The 16,788-nt window shown below is 71.6% G+C and carries 16 protein-coding genes; 5 read left to right on the forward strand and 11 right to left on the reverse strand.

The genetic code is table 11. The features are described 5' to 3' along the window. Window positions 1-126 precede the first annotated feature (126 nt). The 4 genes from AB0F52_RS38860 to AB0F52_RS38875 all read left to right on the forward strand — a co-directional run bounded on the left by AB0F52_RS38860 (window position 127) and on the right by AB0F52_RS38875 (window position 6,967). Window positions 127-1,524, forward strand: coding sequence for a cytochrome ubiquinol oxidase subunit I (locus AB0F52_RS38860; RefSeq protein ID WP_360181951.1), 1,398 nt, complete (start codon window positions 127-129; stop codon window positions 1,522-1,524). A 12-nt stretch (window positions 1,525-1,536) separates the two neighbouring features. After that, window positions 1,537-2,556, forward strand: coding sequence for a cytochrome d ubiquinol oxidase subunit II (gene cydB / locus AB0F52_RS38865; RefSeq protein ID WP_360181954.1), 1,020 nt, complete (start codon window positions 1,537-1,539; stop codon window positions 2,554-2,556). Further along, entirely contained in the window at window positions 2,553-5,951 is a 3,399-nt protein-coding gene (gene cydD / locus AB0F52_RS38870) for a thiol reductant ABC exporter subunit CydD (protein ID WP_360181957.1), read from the forward strand. The genes cydB and cydD overlap by 4 nt, the downstream gene beginning before the upstream one ends. Window positions 5,952-6,136: 185 nt before the next feature. Further along, a complete protein-coding gene (locus AB0F52_RS38875; protein WP_360181960.1) occupies window positions 6,137-6,967 on the forward strand; it encodes a MerR family transcriptional regulator in 831 nt (276 codons plus the stop codon). Between the two features lie 152 nt (window positions 6,968-7,119). Here the strand turns inward: AB0F52_RS38875 and AB0F52_RS38880 are convergent, their stop codons facing one another. The 10 genes from AB0F52_RS38880 to AB0F52_RS38925 form a co-directional block, all read right to left on the reverse strand. Then, window positions 7,120-9,480 carry a phosphoketolase family protein gene (locus AB0F52_RS38880; protein ID WP_360181963.1) on the reverse strand — a complete coding sequence of 787 codons (2,361 nt, stop codon included), beginning with the start codon at window positions 9,478-9,480 and terminating at the stop codon, window positions 7,120-7,122. Beyond that, complete coding sequence (locus AB0F52_RS38885) at window positions 9,477-10,379, reverse strand: universal stress protein (RefSeq protein WP_360181966.1); 903 nt, start codon at window positions 10,377-10,379, stop codon at window positions 9,477-9,479. Before AB0F52_RS38885 ends, AB0F52_RS38880 begins: the two co-directional genes overlap by 4 nt. Beyond that, complete coding sequence (locus AB0F52_RS38890) at window positions 10,376-10,987, reverse strand: CBS domain-containing protein (protein ID WP_360181969.1); 612 nt, start codon at window positions 10,985-10,987, stop codon at window positions 10,376-10,378. Before AB0F52_RS38890 ends, AB0F52_RS38885 begins: the two co-directional genes overlap by 4 nt. A gap of 65 nt (window positions 10,988-11,052) precedes the next feature. Next, window positions 11,053-11,523: a hypothetical protein gene (locus AB0F52_RS38895; RefSeq protein ID WP_360181972.1), complete on the reverse strand. Its 471-nt coding sequence runs from the start codon at window positions 11,521-11,523 to the stop codon at window positions 11,053-11,055. After that, window positions 11,520-12,431, reverse strand: coding sequence for a universal stress protein (locus tag AB0F52_RS38900; RefSeq protein ID WP_360181975.1), 912 nt, complete (start codon window positions 12,429-12,431; stop codon window positions 11,520-11,522). Before AB0F52_RS38900 ends, AB0F52_RS38895 begins: the two co-directional genes overlap by 4 nt. Then, complete coding sequence (locus tag AB0F52_RS38905; protein WP_360181978.1) at window positions 12,415-12,693, reverse strand: DUF1918 domain-containing protein; 279 nt, start codon at window positions 12,691-12,693, stop codon at window positions 12,415-12,417. The genes AB0F52_RS38900 and AB0F52_RS38905 overlap by 17 nt, the downstream gene beginning before the upstream one ends. Before the next feature lie 13 nt (window positions 12,694-12,706). Continuing rightward, on the reverse strand, window positions 12,707-14,104 hold the full coding sequence (locus tag AB0F52_RS38910; RefSeq protein ID WP_360181981.1) for a DUF4389 domain-containing protein: 1,398 nt from the start codon (window positions 14,102-14,104) through the stop codon (window positions 12,707-12,709). Next, the gene (locus AB0F52_RS38915; RefSeq protein WP_360181984.1) at window positions 14,101-14,388 is read right to left on the reverse strand and encodes a hypothetical protein; all 288 of its coding nucleotides are present in this window, start codon (window positions 14,386-14,388) and stop codon (window positions 14,101-14,103) included. The genes AB0F52_RS38910 and AB0F52_RS38915 overlap by 4 nt, the downstream gene beginning before the upstream one ends. Window positions 14,389-14,410: 22 nt before the next feature. Then, window positions 14,411-14,995, reverse strand: a complete 585-nt coding sequence (locus AB0F52_RS38920) for a CBS domain-containing protein (RefSeq protein WP_360181987.1) — start codon at window positions 14,993-14,995, stop codon at window positions 14,411-14,413. A gap of 20 nt (window positions 14,996-15,015) precedes the next feature. Continuing rightward, window positions 15,016-15,858, reverse strand: a complete 843-nt coding sequence (locus AB0F52_RS38925; protein WP_360181990.1) for a universal stress protein — start codon at window positions 15,856-15,858, stop codon at window positions 15,016-15,018. A 126-nt stretch (window positions 15,859-15,984) separates the two neighbouring features. On the opposite strand from AB0F52_RS38925, the gene AB0F52_RS38930 reads away from it, so the two are divergent. Beyond that, window positions 15,985-16,602, forward strand: a complete 618-nt coding sequence (locus tag AB0F52_RS38930; RefSeq protein ID WP_360181993.1) for a hypothetical protein — start codon at window positions 15,985-15,987, stop codon at window positions 16,600-16,602. Here the strand turns inward: AB0F52_RS38930 and AB0F52_RS38935 are convergent. Further along, window positions 16,593-16,784: a hypothetical protein gene (locus AB0F52_RS38935; RefSeq protein WP_360181996.1), complete on the reverse strand. Its 192-nt coding sequence runs from the start codon at window positions 16,782-16,784 to the stop codon at window positions 16,593-16,595. The genes AB0F52_RS38930 and AB0F52_RS38935 overlap by 10 nt on opposite strands. Window positions 16,785-16,788 lie beyond the last annotated feature (4 nt).

Consider the following 16,788-nt stretch of genomic DNA (forward strand, 5'->3'; position numbering starts at 1 on the left):
GACCGCCGGACCCCTGGCGGCAGGGACCGGTGACCATCCGGAAAGTGACCAAGGACCCTCTCGCCGGAGCGCCCACGAACCGGATGCTGCCGGGGACAACAGTGACAGCGCGAGCAGGAGAACCGGATGAGCACCCTGGACCTCGCCCGATGGCAGTTCGGGATCACCACCGTCTACCACTTCATCTTCGTCCCCTTGACCATCGGGCTGTCGTTCCTGGTCGCCGGGATGCAGACGGCCTGGGTGCGGACCGGGAACGACAAGTACCGCCGGATGACGAAGTTCTGGGGGAAGCTGTTCCTCATCAACTTCGCCATGGGCGTGGCGACCGGCATCGTGCAGGAGTTCCAGTTCGGGATGAACTGGTCGGACTACAGCACGTTCGTCGGCGACATCTTCGGCGCGCCGCTGGCCATCGAGGGCTTGCTCGCGTTCTTCCTCGAGTCGACGTTCCTCGGCCTGTGGATCTTCGGCTGGGACAAGCTGCCGAAGAAGCTGCACCTCGCGACGATCTGGATCGCCTCGATCGGCACCGTGCTCTCGGCGTACTTCATCCTCGCCGCCAACTCCTGGATGCAGCACCCGGTCGGCTCGATCGTGAACCCCACGACCGGCCGTGCGGAGTTGAAGGACTTCGGCGCCGTGCTCACCAACTCGACCGCGGTCGGGGCGTTCGCCCACACGATCACCGCGTGCTTCCTGACCGCCGGCATGTTCGTCGTCGGGATCAGTGCCTGGCAGCTTCGAAAAAACCGCAACGCCGACGTCTTCCGGCCGTCGATGAAGCTCGCCCTGGTCACCGTGCTGATCGCGAGCCTCGGCGTGATCGTCACCGGTGACCTGCAGGCCCGGCTGATGACCGAGCAGCAGCCGATGAAGATGGCCGCCGCCGAAGCCCTCTACGACACCGTCGCGCCCGCGTCGTTCTCGCTGTTCACCATCGGTTCGCTCGACGGCTCGCAGGAGAAGTTCAGCATCCGCGTCCCCGGCGTCCTCTCCTTCATGGCCACCGGCACCTTCGACGGCCGCGTCGAGGGCATCAACGACCTGCAGGCCGCCGAACAACAGGCCTACGGCCCCGGCGAGTACCGCCCGAACATCCCGGTCAGCTACTGGACGTTCCGCCTGATGATCGGCTTCGGCTTCCTCTGCCTGCTGATCTCCCTGGCCGGGCTCTGGCTGTTCCGCCGCGGCCGCACCCCGCGCGCCCGCTGGTTCTTCCCGGTCGCGACCGCCGGGCTCGCGTTGCCGTTCCTCGCCAACAGCGTCGGCTGGATCTTCACCGAGATGGGCCGCCAGCCGTGGTCGGTGTTCGGCGTGCTCAAGACCGCCGACTCGGTGTCGCCGACCGTCCCCGCGGGCAGCGTGCTGACCTCGCTGATCGTGTTCACCGTGCTCTACGGCGTCCTCGCGGTCGTCGACGGCGTCCTGATGGTCCGCTACGCCAAGGCCGGTCCCCCACCACCGGAGGCGCCCCACGAACCCGAATCCGACGAGCCGCGCCCCGCGGCCTTCGCCTACTGACGGAGCACCGCCATGGCCCTCACCGACATCTGGTTCCTGCTCATCGCGGTCCTCTGGACCGGCTACTTCGTCCTCGAAGGCTTCGACTTCGGCGTCGGCACCCTGCTGCGCGTCCTCGGCCGCGACGACACCGACCGCCGCGTGCTGATCAACACGATCGGCCCGGTCTGGGACGGCAACGAAGTCTGGCTGCTCGTCGCCGGCGGCGCCACCTTCGCTGCCTTCCCGCTCTGGTACTCGAGCCTGTTCTCCGGCTTCTACCTCGCCCTGCTGCTCGTGCTGGTCGCGCTGATCCTGCGCGGCGTCGCGTTCGAGTTCCGCGGCAAGCTCGACAGCCCGCGCTGGCGGAACGCCTGGGACTGGATCATCGTCTTCGGCTCCGCCGCCCCGGCGCTGCTGTGGGGCGTGGCGTTCGGCAACATCGTCCACGGCGTCCCCCTCGACGCGCAGCACCACTTCACCGGCACGTTCTTCACCCTCCTCAACCCCTACGCGCTGCTCGGCGGCCTGGCCACGCTCAGCCTGTTTTCCTTCCACGGCGCGGTTTTCCTCACCCTGAAGACGACCGACGCCCTGCGCGACCGGGCCCGCACGCTGAGCCGGGCACTGGGCGGCACGGCGATCGTGTTCGGTGGGGTCTTCCTCGCCTACACCGCCATCGAGCACGGCGGTTGGGCGTGGCTGAGCTCCGCGATCGCCGCGGCCCTGCTCGTTGCAGCGGTGCTGTTCGCCACTGGCGAGCGGGACGGCTTCGCCTTCGCGAGCACCGCGGGCGCGATCATCGCCGTCACCGTCACGCTGTTCTGGTCGCTCTACCCGAACGTGCTGCCCTCGACCACCGACCCGGCGTTCGGCCTGACCACGACGAACGCGTCCTCGACGCCCTACACGCTGCAGATCATGACCTGGGTCGCGGTCGCGTTCACCCCGATCGTGCTGGCCTACCAGGCCTGGACGTACTGGGTCTTCCGCAGGCGGATCAGCCGCACCTCGATCCCCGCCGGCGGCGGCCTGCCCACGGTCCGCCGGTGAAGCCCCTCGACCCGCGGCTGCTCCGCCACGCGAACGCGGTCCGGCCGTTCGTCCTCGCCTGCGCCGCCCTGGGCGTGCTCACCGCGATGCTGGTGCTCGCCCAGGCGGAGCTGCTGGCGAAGACGATCACGTGGGCGTTCCTCGACGGCTTCGCGCTGAAGAGCTTGCTGGTCCCGGTCGGCATGCTCGTGCTGGTGGTCCTCGCCCGGTCCGGCGTCGCGTGGCTGTCGGAGACGACCGCGCACCGCGCCGCCGCCCGGGCGCTCTCCCAGCTGCGGGAGACCGTGATCACGGCCGCCCTGCGGATCGGGCCCCGGCAGGCCGACCGCTCCCCCGCCGAAGTCGCCTCGCTGGCCACCCACGGCGTCGACCGCCTGGAAGGCTACTTTGCGCGCTACCTGCCGCAGCTGCTGATCGCCTCGGTCGTCCCCCTGGTGGTCGGCGCGCGGATCCTGCTCGCCGATTGGGTCGCGGCGGTCATCGTGGGCTTCACGGTGCCGCTGATCCCGATCTTCATGATCCTCATCGGCCTCTACACCCAGCGCGACGTCCGGCGGCAATGGAAGACACTTTCGCTGCTGGGCCACCACTTCCTCGACCTCGTCGCCGGGCTCGCCGAGCTGACCGCGTTCGGCCGCGCCCGTGCCCAGATCCGGTCGCTGCGGGAGATCACCGAGAAGTACCGCACCCAGACCCTGCGCACCCTGCGCGTCGCGTTCCTGTCCGCGCTGGCCCTGGAGCTGCTGGCGACCCTGTCGGTCGCGGTCGTCGCCGTGTCGATCGGGTTGCGGCTGCTGGCCGGCGAGCTGGACCTGGAGACCGCGCTCGTCGTGCTGATCCTCGCGCCGGAGGTCTACCTGCCGTTGCGGGCGGTCGGCGCCCGCTTCCACGACAGCGCCGAAGGCCTCGCCGCCGCCGAAGAGATCATCGCCCTCGCCGACACCCCCGCCGGCGACACCGGCACCCGAACGGTTCCCGACCTCACCCGCGTGGCACTGCGCTGCGAAGACGTCGCGGTCGAAGGACGGTCCGGGCCGATCCTCGACCGGTTCTGCCTCCGCGTCCCGGCCGGCGAAGTCGTCGGCGTGACCGGGCCCAGCGGAGCCGGGAAGTCGACGCTGCTCGACGTCCTGCTCGGCTGGCGGCGGCCCGACCGCGGCCGGGTCCTGCTCGGGGACGTGGATCTTGCCGACATCGGCCGCGCCACCTGGCACCGGCACCTCGCCTGGGTGCCGCAGCAGCCGCACCTCGTCGCCGGGACCGTGGCGGAGAACATCCGGCTCGGCTCCCCCGACGCCACCGATGACGCCGTGCTCGCCGCCGCCGACACCGCCGCGCTCGACGTCTCGCTGTCCACTGTGGTCGGCGAGCTCGGCGCCGGGCTGTCCACCGGCCAGCGCCGCCGTGTAGCGCTGGCCCGCGCGGTGCTGCTCGACCGACCGCTGATCCTGCTCGACGAACCCACCGAGGGCGTCGACGCGGAGACCGAGGCCGCCATCCTCGACCGGCTGCCGAAGGTGCTCGCCGGGCGGACCGCCGTGATCATCAGTCACCACCCCGCGGTGCTGGCCGGGTGCGACCGGGTCGTCGCCCTGGGCGCGCCGCTCACCGCGACGGCCGCGCCGCCCGCACCCGTCGCGGCACCTGCTGTGACTCGCCCTGCCGTGGCCGCACCGTCCACCGAAGCATCCAGGGTAGAGGGTTCGGGCTCGAAGTGGCGGCCGCTGCTGGACGCCGTGCGCCCGTACCGGTGGCGCCTGGCCCTGGCGTGCCTCGCCGCGACCGCCGCCCTGGGCTGCGGGGTGGCGCTGACCGCCACGTCGTCGTGGCTGATCGCCAGTGCCGCGCTGCACCCGCCGGTGCTGAGCCTGATGGTGGCGATCGTCGCCGTGCGCGCGTTCGGCCTGGCCAAGGGCATACTCCGCTACCTGGAACGCCTTTTGTCCCACGACGTCGCGCTGCGCGCGCTCACCGAACTGCGCGTGCGGGTCTGGGACCGGCTGGTCCGGATCGGCCCGGCCCGCACGTCCCGGCTGCGCCGCGGCGATCTGCTGCACCGCCTGGTGTCCGATGTGGACAGCCAGCAGGACGTCCTGGTCCGCGGCCTGGTCCCGGGGATCTCGACGTTCACCGTGCTCGCCGCGACCGCGGTCACGCTGGGCGTGATCCTGCCCGGCGCCGGGCTCGCGGCCGCCGTGGGTCTGCTCGCGGCCGGTGTGCTCGCCCCCCTGGTGGCCGCGCTCACGGCCCGCCGAGCCCAGCGCGAGACCGCCCGGTTGCGGACCGAGCTCGCCGCGGGCACCGTCGAGCTCCTCCAGGCGTCGGCCGACCTGATCGCCCACGACGCGGCGGTGCGCCGGCACTCCGGGCTGCGGGAACTCGACGCCGGACTGACCACCCTCGCCCGCCGGTCCGCGATCCGGCGCGGGCTCGGTTCCGGGATCGCGACCCTCGGCGTCGGCCTGACGTCGGTCGCCTGCCTCGTGCTGGGCATCCTGGCCGTCCGCGCGGGCACCATCCCCGGGCCGGCGCTGGCCGTACTGGCGCTGACGCCACTGGCGACCGCCGAACTGGTGGCAGGCTTGCCGGAGGCGGCGCAACGCCTCTTGGGCGCCGGGCACGCCGCAGGCCGGCTCGCGAACCTCGACGCCCTTCCGGCCGTGCAGTCCGCACCCGCGCCGCCCGCGCCCGCCGCGATGGAACTGGCGGCTGAGCGGCTAGCCGTCCGCTGGCCCGACACCCGACACGACGCTGTCCAAGACGTCACCCTGCGGCTCGGCCCCGGCCGGCGGCTCACGCTGACCGGCCGGTCCGGCGCGGGCAAGAGCACGGTGATCGCGGCGCTGATGCGCTACCTCGACCCGTCGACCGGCCACGTCCTGCTCGACGACGTCGACACCCGCACCTACGACGGCGACTCGGTGCGGAAGCAGATCGCCTGGTGCGGACCGGAGACACACCTGTTCGACAGCACGCTGCGAGAGAACCTCCGGCTGGCCCGGCCGTCCGCCACCGACGCCGAGCTGACGGCCGCCCTGGACCTGGCCCAGTTGGGCCTGTGGCTGAGCGCCCTGCCCGACGGCCTCGACACGGCGCTGGGCACCCACGGAACCACCGTTTCGGGTGGCGAACGTCAGCGCATCGGCGTGGCCCGCGCACTGCTGTCGGACCGCCCGATCCTGCTCCTCGACGAACCGACAGCCCACCTGGACGCCCCCACGGCGGCGGCCTTGGCGGCCGACGTGCTGACGGCGACCGAGGGCCGCCCGACCCTGGTCGTCACCCACCGCCCGGCGGAGTTCGCGACGCTGCCCGCGATCCACCTCGCCGATCGCGCTGCACTTCGTCCTGCGTCCCGGTCCACACCTTCGACGCATCGATCAACTCGGATTTGAACGCGTTGTGGTCTGGCCTCCGTCGTCTCGAAGCCTCCGAGCGGCGCCCGACGGGCGACACATGGCCACCGCGCTTGTCGCCAGTCTCAAGTCGACCCCGGTGTGGGGCGGCTGGTTGACCTTCACCTTCGGGGAAGCCGCAGAGTGGTCGTGACCGGGCACCCGCCCGGGACGAGGAGTCCACCATGAGCATGGTCGGTATCGGCGAGTTCTCGCGGCTGTCGCGGCTGTCGCCCAAGGCACTGCGGCTGTACGACGAACTCGGCTTGCTGGCGCCGGCCCACGTCGACGCGGGCAACAGCTATCGCTGGTACGCGGTCACGCAGCTGGACCAGGCACGTCTGGTGGCCTCGCTGCGCCGGGCCGGTGTCCCGCTGGCCCGGATCAGGGCCATCCTGGCGCTGGAGCCGGCCGCGGCCGCCGAGGAGATCCGCGGCTACTGGGCCGAGACCGAAGCCGAGCACGCCGCCCAGCGCGTGCTGGTGGGCCGCCTCGTCGATCACCTTCACGGGAGGAAGTCCGCCATGTACGAGGTCACTGTCCGCGATGTCCCGGAGCGACGGGTGCTCAGCGTGATCAGCAGGGTGAACCAGGACGAGCTGGAGCCCATGACCCGGGAGTTGTTCATCCACCGGTTGCGCCGGGGCGGTGTTCCGCAGGTCGAGGGGACGGCGGGTGCGCCGTTCATGATCTACCACGGGGAGGTGAGCGGGGACAGCGATGGCCCGGTCGAGTGGTGCTGGCCGGTGCCCGAGGACGGGGCCGCCGAGATCGCGGCCGGGTTCCCCGACCTGACCCTGCGCACGGAGCCCGCGCACCAGGAAGCGTTCGTCCGGCAGGAGACTCCCGGTCCGTGGAGCGCCGGAAGCCAGGTCGAGGTCGCGGTCGGGGCACTCTTCACGTGGGCCTCGGAACACCATCGCCCTGCGTCCGGCGGCGTGCGCGGCGTGCTGGTTCCGGACCCGGAGCACCGGGGTACCGGGCCGTACGTCGAGTTCGCGCTGCCGCTGCGCTGAACGACGCCCGAAGCGCCGATGACCACGGTGGTCCTCGGTGCCGGCGCGATGCTCGAGTGGCGAGGCGGGCACCGAGGAGCCGGCCTGCCGCGACCTCTCTCGGACGCGCCCGGCTAGCATGGCCGCCGCGGTGGGACCGCGGCGGCCACCTTTCAGCCCTCCCAGGCCCAGTTCTGGATCTCCGGCAGGTCCTCGCCGTGCTCGCGAATCCACCGGCCGTGCCGGCCCTGGGCCTCGGTCATCCGCTGCCGCAGGACACCCGCCGTCGCGACCAAGCCGGGTACCCGGTCGATCACGTCGATCACCAGCTGGAACCGGTCCATGTGGTTGAGCACCAGCATGTCGAACGGCGTGGTCGTCGTGCCGTGCTCGGTGTAGCCGCGCACGTGCATGTCATGGTGATTGGTCCGGCGGTAGGCCAGGCGGTGGATCAGCCACGGGTAACCGTGGTAGGCGAAGATCACCGGTCGGTCCGGGGTGAACAACGCGTCGAACTCCCGATCCGAAAGCCCGTGCGGGTGCTCGATCTCCGGTTGCAGACGCATCAGATCGACCACGTTCACCACGCGCACCGCCAGGTCCGGCAGCTCCGCGCGCAGGATCTTCGCGGCGGCCAGGATCTCCAGCGTCGGGGCGTCGCCGGCGCAGCCGAGGACGACGTCCGGCTCCCGGTCGGTGTGCGTGCTCGCCCACTCCCAGATACTCACGCCACGCGCGCAGTGCAACGCGGCCTGCTCCGCGTCGAGCCAATTCGGGCTGTCGTTCTTGCCCGCCACGACCACGTTCACGTAGTCCCGGCTGCGCAGGCAATGCGCCGCCACTTCGAGCAGCGTGTTGGTGTCCGGCGGGAAGTAGATCCGCACGACCTCGCTGCTCTTGTTGGCAACGTGGTCGACGAACCCCGGGTCCTGGTGGGAGAAGCCGTTGTGGTCCTGGCGCCACACGTGCGAGGTCAGCAGGTAGTTCAGCGACGCGACCGGGCGCCGCCACGGGATCTGCCGGTGCACTCGCAGCCACTTGATGTGCTGGTTCACCATCGAGTCGACGATGTGCACGAAGGCCTCGTAGCAGTTGAACAGCCCGTGCCGGCCGGTCAGCAGGTAGCCCTCGAGCCAGCCCTGGCACAGGTGCTCCGAAAGCGCCTCCAGCACGCGGCCGTCATGGGTCAGATGCTCGTCGACCGGCTCGACCGCCGCCTGCCACTGCTTGCCGGTGACGTCGTAGACCGCGTCGAGCCGGTTGGACGCCGTCTCGTCGGGGCCGAACAGCCGGAAGTTCGCCTTTCCGGCGTTGAGCGTGAACACGTCCCGCAGGAACCGGCCCAGCACGCGAGTCGGCTCGGCCACCGTCGTACCCGGCGCCGGGACGGCGACCGCGTGAGCCGCGACGTCCGGCAAAGTGAGCGGGCGCAGGAGCACGCCCCCGTTGGCGTTCGGGTTCGCGCCCATCCGGCGCTCCCCCGACGGAATCATCGCCGTGACGTCCGCGACCGGGCGGCCGCTCGAGTCGAACAGCTCCTCCGGCCGGTACGAACGCAGCCACTCTTCCAGCTGGCGCAGGTGTTCGGGATTGCGCCGGACCTCGGCCAGCGGCACCTGGTGGGAACGCCAGGTGCCCTCGACCGGCAAGCCGTCCACAACGGACGGACCGGTCCAGCCCTTGGGGCTGCGCAGCACGATCATCGGCCACGCCGGCCGTCCGTGGTGGCGGCGGATCACCGCGAGGTCGGCGACCGCCGAGTCGAGCGCGGCGGCCATCGCCTGGTGCATCGTCTCCGGGTCACTGCCTTCGACGTAGATCGGCTCGTAGCCGTACCCGCGCAGCAGCGCGTCCAGCTCGGCCGGGGCGATACGGGACAACACCGTCGGATTGGCGATCTTGTAGCCGTTGAGGTGCAGAATCGGCAGCACCGCGCCGTCACGGACCGGATCGAGGAACTTGTTCGCGTGCCACGACGTCGCCAGCGGACCGGTCTCGGCCTCACCGTCACCGACCACACACGCCACCACGAGACCGGGATTGTCGAACGCCGCCCCGAAGGCGTGCGCCAGCGAATAGCCCAGCTCCCCACCTTCGTGGATCGACCCGGGCACCTGCGGGGCGACGTGGCTCGGCACGCCCCCGGGGAAGGAGAACTGCTTGAACAGCTCCCGCATGCCTTCGGCATCCCGCGTGACCGCGGGCCACGCCTCGGTGTAGCTGCCCTCCAGCCACGTGTTGGCCAGCAGCGCCGGCCCACCGTGACCGGGTCCGGTGACCATCATCGCGTTCAGGTCGTGGGTGAGAATCGCCCGGTTGAGGTGGGCGTAGACGAAGTTCAGGCCCGGTGAGGTCCCCCAGTGCCCGAGCAGCCTCGGCTTGACCTGCTCGGGACGCAGCGGTTCGCGCAGCAGCGGGTTCGCCATCAGGTAGATCTGGCCCGCCGCAAGGTAGTTCGCGGCCCGCCAGAGCGCATCCACCTGGGCCAGTTCGGTGCTGCCGAGCACCGACGGCCGCGTTTCGACGGCGGTCATGCCTTCTTCTCCGGGCGGACGACGAGCACCGGGCAGGAGGCGTGGTTGATCAGCGCCTGGCTGGTCGAACCCAGCACCATCCCGGTGAAACCACCACGCCCGCGGCAACCGACGACCACCAGCTGCGCGGTCTCGCTCGCCTCCAGCAGGACGGTCCGCGGCCGGTCGCGGACCAGCTGCCGGCGGATCTCCACGTCGGGGTACTTCTCCTGCCAGCCCGCCAGCCGCTCGGTCAACAGCCGCTGCTCACCCTCCTCGAGGCTTTCCGGCTGGGTGAGGATGCGGGCAGTGCCGCGGGTGTCCTCGTAGGTGACGTCGTTCCAAGCGTGCACCGCGACCAACGGCACGCCGCGCAACGAGGCTTCCTCGAACGCGACGGCGACGGCCTGCTCGCTGTTCGGACTGCCGTCGACACCGACCACCACCGGCCCGGCTTCGGGGACGGTACCGTCGGCGCGGCCCCGGACGACCGCGACCGGGCCGTGCGCGTGGCTCGCGACCGAAGCCGCGGTTCCGCCAAGCAACATGCCGGCGAACCCACCGGTGCCGGTCCGGCCGACGACGAGCAGCCGCGCGTGCCGCGACTCGTCGATCAGCATCGGCACCGGCGGATCGTTGGGCAGCTCGGTGACGATGACCAGGTCCTTGTCGACCGACGCGGCCAGGGCGCGGGCGTCGGCGACGGCGCGTTCGCCGTCCGCCTGGACCGCCTCGAACAGCGTCGCGGCGCCGATTCCGGTCATGCCGCCGCCGTAGTAGAGGCCGGCGACCTGCAGCCCGTGCACGATCTTCAGCTGGAGGTGGCGCCGGGAAGCGATCTTCGCCGCCCAGGCGACAGCGGCGGTGCTGCCCGCCGAGCCGTCGACGCCGACGGTGATCCTCGGTTCGGTGGTGATCATCGGTTCTGCTCCTCACCCGCATAGGCGGTGTCGGCGGCGACGACGCCGGGCACGGCCAGCGCCAGCAGCCGGGCGACGTGCCGGTCGGTGTCGTCGTCGAACTGGTCGGTGATGTGGACGCAGCCGTCGCGGACGTCGATCTTCCAGCGGCCACCACCGCCGTAGATTTCCAAGCGGTGCTTGACGTCCCGGGCGATGTCGAGGTCCTCCCGCGCGAGCATGCGGACGACGTCGCCGCGGGTGACGATGCCGACGACGGCCGAGCCGTCGACGATTGGCATCGCCCGGATCCGGGCGTCCACCAGGGCCTGGCACAGGTCCGCGATGTCCGTGCCGGTGTCCATCGCGGTGGCGGGACTGGTCATCAGGTCCCCGACCGTCTTGCCCGCGGACGTGGCTTCGTGGTGCTCGTGGGCGTGCCGGGGATCCACGGGAATCCGGCCGCGGATCAGATCGGCTTCCGTGACGATGCCGATCAGCCCATCGTCGTCGTCGACGACGGGAAGGGCGGTGAAGCCGTGCATCGACAACAGCTCGGCCGCCTCCTTGGCGGACGTCCACGGGTGCACGGAGATCACTGGCGCGGTCATCAGGTCGCGTGCGCGCATCGGAGGCTCCTTTCGTGTCACTTCCCAACCTAGGAAAGCGGGACCCGGGTCACCGCTGGCGTCGGTCACCGGTAGGGAGGACTTACGTCCCTTCGCGAGCTACGCCCTTCCGGGTGGGCGCAGGGAATCACGGCCCTGTCCAGCCGGCGCTGGGCCAGAAGCGCCAGCCCGAGCAGCACGACCACCAATCCGGCGGTCACCCACTGGACGGGCGCGCGCACGCCGATCACGCCGAACTGGATCACGAGCCAGCCGGTGAGCACCCCACAGGCCGCCAAGGCCGCGAGCGGCGCGCGGAAATCGATCCGCCAGGCGAATACCGAAGCCCACGCCAGCGTGCCGCCGATGCCGAGCGCCAGCGCGATGCCGGGCAGCACCCAGCTGGTCAGCCCGAGCGGCGCCAGCCATTCGACGGGCATCGTGAACCCCGGTGCTCCGACCGCCAGGGAGATCCCGCCGTACACCGCGCTCGCGGCGAACACCGTCTCGAACGTGGCCAGCAAGCGCATCGTGGCCCGGGTTCGCAGGGCGCTCACGGTGTGTTCTCGGCCCGCGGGGGCCGCGCGACCGCGACCGGGCACGGCGAGTACGCGATCAGGGCCTGGCTGGTCGAGCCGAGCAGCATGCCGGTGAAGCCGCCGCGGCCCCGGCAGCCGACCACGATCAGCTGCGCGTGCTCGCCGCGTTCCAGCAGCGTCCGCACCGGGCGCCCGCGGATGACCTCGAGCTCGATCGTCAGGTCCGGGTACTTGCGCTGCCAGCCGATGACCTGTTCCGCGAGCTTGACGCGCTCCGCCGCCGCGATCTCGTCCGGGTTCTCCTCCATCGGGTGCGGCCGGAGCGTGCCGCCGGCGAGGACGTCGCTCCAGGTGTGCACCGCGACGAGCCCGGTGTCCCGGAGCCGCGCTTCCTCGCAGGCGAACGCGATCGCGGCTTCGCTGTCGGGCGAACCGTCGGTGCCGACGACGACCGATCCCGTAACCGGTGGCGGATCGTGTGGCTTCCGGCCGCGGACGACGACGATCGGGCAGTGCGTGTGGGCGGCCACCGCGACCGCGGTCGAGCCGACCAGCAGGCCGGTGAAGCCGCCCAGTCCCCGCGAGCCCAGCACCAGCAGTTCGGCGTGCTGCGACTCCTGGACCAAGGCGGTGACCGGGCTCCATTCCCGGGCGGCCGTGACGACGTCGAGGCCGGGGTGCTCGGCGAGCACCGCGGCCCGGGCGTCGGCGAGCCAACCTTCGGCGCGCTCGGCCAGGCCCGCCCGGACCTGCTCGTGAGTGCCGAACGCGACCGGCGCTTTGACTTGCGGCAGGGCGTAGACCTGGACCAGCCGCAGCGGACGGCCGCGGCGGCGGGCCTCGGCCCCGGCCCAGACCGCGGCCTGCACCGCGGAGCTCGAGCCGTCGATCCCGGCGACGACCGCGCCGTCAGTGAAGCCGGGCATGGCTGTCCCCCTCTTGGATCAGGTGCTGGACCCGGTCGTACCGGGTGCGGGCCTGTTCTTCGGCAGCCCGCTCCTCCGCGGCGGTGAGCACCATGGCGTCGGGCCCGGGGAATACCGTCGACACGTGGTCGTCGGCCGTCCAGCGAACGACGTACGGCGGGGTGCCGTCGGCGGAGTGGACCTCGAGGATCCGTCCGCGCTGGTCCGGCGCGTCGACCCGCGGGCCCTTGATGACGAGCCAATCGCCCGGCTTCGCGTGCATGGTCCCTCCCTTCTCAAACGTCCACAGTGGACGGCTCGGACGTGGTGGGCGTGCCCGGGTGCCGCGAGGCGCGGTGCGCCGCGGTCCCGATCAGGGCGGCACCACCGGCGAGCACCACGACTCCGGCGATCAGCAGGCCGAGCGCGATCCAGCCGATGGCGGGCGCGGTCGCGCCTGCTTCCGCGCGCACGGAGATTCCGCGCGAGCCATCGGCGTTCATCACGACGGCGGTCCACTGCCCGTCGAGCGCCGGCCAAGCGAGGCCCTGGGTGCCGGGGCCGGACGTGCTCGCCACCCACACCCCGGCGTCGCCGGGCAGGACGCCCGGAGCGCCACCGGGGTGGGTCCGGTCGCCGGTGCGGCGGTCGGCGAGGGTGCTGTACTCGGTGGTGGCCAAGTAGCCGGCGACGGCGTCCGAACGGCCGATGCCGACGAAGACCGGACGGCCGTCCGCGCTCGTGGCCCGGACCCGGACGTCACCGGCGAAGGCGGTGAATCCGGAGATGCCGTGCACCTGCACGGGGTCGGTCGTGACCGCGTAGCCGCTCGCGACCGCTGTGGTCGACGCGGACAGGTAGCCGTCGGCGTCGCGCTGGGTGCGGTCGGCCCACAACAGGGCTCCGCCGCCGGTGAGGAAACCCATCGAACCCAGCACCAGCACCGCGCCGGTCACCGCGGCGGCGATCCGCCCGCCGGTCCAGCCGGACGGCCCGGCCGGGTGCGCCTGCGGGTGCGGCGGCTCGTGGCCGGCTTCGGCGCCGCCCATGTCGAGCCGGAACGGCGGGTACTCGTCGGTCATCAGCGACACGTAGGCCGCGACCCGCAGCACCCAGCGGTCCATGCCGAGCACGAAGTCGAAGATCGGCCGCGGGTAGCGGCCGGTGAACAACAGCACCACCCCGGCGACGAGGACCAGGACGCCGACGAGCCCGCCGGCGGCCCAGGTGAAGTCATCGCTCCCGCCGCGGGCCGCGAACCAGCTGCCGCCGCCGACGAACACGCCGACGATGACGAGGTGCGGGATGGCCAGCAGCCACCACTTCACCAGCACCAGGCCTCGGGAAAGCCTTTCGGGGTAAGCGATTTCGAGGCGCGCCGGATAGTCCGGGACGTCGGCGAAGGTAAACGGCGGATACCGATCGGTTCCCAGCGCGGCGTAGGAGTAGTACTGCACCCGCCAGCTCCACCGCAGCACTCCGGAAGTGAACTCGAACAGCGGCCGCGGATAGCGTCCGGTGACGAGGATCGCGAAGAACGCGGCGATGGTGACGAACGGGTAGGCGAACCACAGGAACGCCAGTACGACATAGTGCGGGACGGCCAGCAGCCACTTCACCAGCCACAGCCCGCGGGACAGGGGTTCGTCCAGGGTCGCTTCGACCCGGACCGGATAGGTCTTCGGGGTGGTCATGACGTGCTCCTCGAAGCCTGGACCTGGGCCAGGCTCGAACCGATGTCCCGGCCCCAGGCCCGGATCGACGGCCAGTCCCGGTTGTCGCCGTCCGCAACGCGCAGGGCCGTCACGACGGCGCGTTCCGGGAAGTGCGGTGCGTGGCGGTCGATCTTCCCGCCGAACAGCCGGTGGCCACGGGCCCCGAGCCGCTCCACGAGATCCTCGACCACGACCACGACCGGCTCTTCGGCCGGCTTGTTCCGGTCGCCGACGGGACCGCTGGGGAAGAGCCAGACCGGCACGCGGCGAAGTTCGTCCGGATCTTCATCTCCTCACCGAGGCTTCTTCCCACAGCTCCACGCCGACGACGCCTTGGACCGTCTTCGCGAGTGCGGTCACGACGCGGCGCTCGGCCTCGTCGGTGAAGGCGCCCCGGATCGTCACCATGCCGCCGGTGACGGAGACCGCCCACCGGTCGCGATGACCGCAGTAGTCGGTCAGCAGGGCATTGAGGTGCGAGGCGACCGAGTCGTCCTGGCGCACCAGTGGGCTGAGCATGTCGCGGCGGCTGACGATGCCGACGAGCACGCCGTCGTCCACCACGGGGATGCTGCGCCGCCGGTCACCCAGCATGTGGCGGGCGATTTCGGTGACATCGGTGTCGAGCCCCACCGTCTCGGCAGGCGCGGTCATCACCGTGGCCACCAGCACCTCCGGCGACGGTCCTATTCCGGCGACGCCGCTGCGGAGCGCGTCCGCCTCGGTGAACACGCCGAGTACCGCGTCGTCCTCCCCCACCACCGGCAGCGCCGCGACGCATTGCTCGGTGAGCAGCACGATGGCCTCGCGCACCGGTGTTCCCGGGCCGACCCGCACGACCGGCCTCGTCATGATGTCGCGTGCCTTCATGGCGGTTCCTCTCCTGGAGTTCAGTGCACGACCACGACCGGGCAGGCCGCGTGCGCGAGCAGGGCGTTACCGGTCGACCCCAGGACCCCGCCGGCGACCGGCCCCCGGCCACGGGTGCCGACGACGATCAGCCGCGCGTCGGGTTCGGCGTTCAGCAGAGCGTGCGAGGCGATGCGGTCCCGGACGGCCCGTGCGGTGATGTCCAGCGCCGGGTACTTGCGGACCCAGCTCGCGAGATGGGCGTCCAGCTCGCGCTGTTCAGCGGCCCCGAGGTCCGCCAGCTCCAGCTCAGGGGCCAGCAGGCCGTCGTGCCAGGCGTGCACGACGTGCACCGGCGCCCGCACCGCGGCGGCTTCCTCGAGAGCGAACCGCAGAGCGTGCTCGCTGGAGCCCGACGGGTCGACGCCGACGACGATCGGGCCGACGAGCTCGGGCCGGTGCGCGGGCACGATCACGACCGGGCAGGCCGCCCCGGCCGCGACCCGCAGGGCCACCGAACCGATCAGGGCGCCGCGCAGGCCACCGAGACCGTGCGAACCGAGGACGACGAGCGCCGCGCCGCCGGACTCGGCGAGCAGCAGATCAACGGCCAGCCCGAGCCGGACCGAGGTCTCGACCCGCACCCCCGGCGCCTCCTCACGGGCGATCTCCGCGGCGCGGCGAAGGAAGCGGTGAGCGTGCTCGAGCAGCAACTCGGAGTTGTCGTGCGCTCGCGACGGGCCGCCTTCGAAGAGGCAGGCGTGTAGGAGCTGCAGCGTCGTCTCCCGCCGTCGAGCTTCCTTCGCGGCCCAGCGGACGGCGTCGAAGGACGCCGCCGAAGCATCCAACCCGGCGAGTACCGGACGGCTGGCGGTTGCGGTCATCAGTTCCTCCTGCGGGTTCTGGGGTCAGCATGGCCGCTCGCGTACTCACGGGTCAGAGCACGAAGTCCCTTTCACCGGGGACCAAATCCGCCTGTCCTGCGCGGTGTCCTCGCCGACCCTGGGGCGATGACCGGACCAGACCTGCTGATCGACCACTTCCTCCCGCACCCCCACTTCGAGCTGGTGCGCCACCTGATCGTGGACGCGCCGGTGAAGGACACGTACGCGGCGGCGCGTGAACTGGACTTCACCGAAGTCCGCGGTGGTGTCGTCACCGCGGCCGGCTGGCTGCGGATGCTGCCGGAGCGCTGGCACAACCGGCGGCACGGCCCGCCCCGGCGGCCGACCCGGCTCACGGCCGACGACCTGCACGCCGGATCGGATTGGACCCTCCTCGGCGACCGGCCGGGCAGTGAGTTCGCACTCGGCGTTGCCGGCAAGTTCTGGAAACCGGTGATCACCTGGCGCCGGGTGGAGGCCGGCGACTTCACCGCGTTCGAGGAACCCGGCTTCGGGAAGCTCGTCCTGGCCGTGTCGGTGGTCCCCTACGGGCCACACCGCACCCTGCTGACCGTGCACACGCGGGTCCGGCTGAGCGACCCGGAGAGCTGGCTGAAGTTCCGCCGGTGCTGGCGGATCTCCGGGCCGGCCATCGGGTCGGTGCACACCGCGCTGATCCGCACGGTGGCCGCGAAAGCCCGGGAGCGGGCCCTCGCGGCCTACGCACGCACCGATCAAGGCTGACGATCCCCCACCGGCCGCCGCGGGTCATCCACGGCGGCCGGGACGACGTCTTCCTCGTTCTCCTTGACCGCGTGGTGTTCGACCGCGTGCAGGTAGCGGCCCAGCTTCGGGCTCCGACGGCCCCGTTCCGCGACCTCACGGCGAGCCTCGGCTTCGATGGCAGCCTTTTCCTTGTCATCCATGGCT

The organism is Amycolatopsis sp. NPDC024027 (assembly GCF_040638975.1).
In the GTDB taxonomy this organism is placed as follows: Bacteria; Actinomycetota; Actinomycetes; order Mycobacteriales; family Pseudonocardiaceae; genus Amycolatopsis.

What these genes read in the sequence shown, in the direction of transcription:
- AB0F52_RS38860 (WP_360181951.1), top strand. Translation starts at nt 127, where the DNA reads ATGAGCACCCTGGACCTCGCCCGATGGCAGTTCGGGATCACCACCGTC.
- cydB (WP_360181954.1), top strand. Translation starts at nt 1,537, where the DNA reads ATGGCCCTCACCGACATCTGGTTCCTGCTCATCGCGGTCCTCTGGACC.
- AB0F52_RS38875 (WP_360181960.1), top strand. Translation starts at nt 6,137, where the DNA reads ATGAGCATGGTCGGTATCGGCGAGTTCTCGCGGCTGTCGCGGCTGTCG.
- AB0F52_RS38880 (WP_360181963.1), bottom strand. Translation starts at nt 9,480, where the DNA reads ATGACCGCCGTCGAAACGCGGCCGTCGGTGCTCGGCAGCACCGAACTG.
- AB0F52_RS38885 (WP_360181966.1), bottom strand. Translation starts at nt 10,379, where the DNA reads ATGATCACCACCGAACCGAGGATCACCGTCGGCGTCGACGGCTCGGCG.
- AB0F52_RS38890 (WP_360181969.1), bottom strand. Translation starts at nt 10,987, where the DNA reads ATGCGCGCACGCGACCTGATGACCGCGCCAGTGATCTCCGTGCACCCG.
- AB0F52_RS38900 (WP_360181975.1), bottom strand. Translation starts at nt 12,431, where the DNA reads ATGCCCGGCTTCACTGACGGCGCGGTCGTCGCCGGGATCGACGGCTCG.
- AB0F52_RS38905 (WP_360181978.1), bottom strand. Translation starts at nt 12,693, where the DNA reads ATGCACGCGAAGCCGGGCGATTGGCTCGTCATCAAGGGCCCGCGGGTC.
- AB0F52_RS38910 (WP_360181981.1), bottom strand. Translation starts at nt 14,104, where the DNA reads ATGACCACCCCGAAGACCTATCCGGTCCGGGTCGAAGCGACCCTGGAC.
- AB0F52_RS38920 (WP_360181987.1), bottom strand. Translation starts at nt 14,995, where the DNA reads ATGAAGGCACGCGACATCATGACGAGGCCGGTCGTGCGGGTCGGCCCG.
- AB0F52_RS38925 (WP_360181990.1), bottom strand. Translation starts at nt 15,858, where the DNA reads ATGACCGCAACCGCCAGCCGTCCGGTACTCGCCGGGTTGGATGCTTCG.
- AB0F52_RS38930 (WP_360181993.1), top strand. Translation starts at nt 15,985, where the DNA reads ATGACCGGACCAGACCTGCTGATCGACCACTTCCTCCCGCACCCCCAC.
- AB0F52_RS38935 (WP_360181996.1), bottom strand. Translation starts at nt 16,784, where the DNA reads ATGGATGACAAGGAAAAGGCTGCCATCGAAGCCGAGGCTCGCCGTGAG.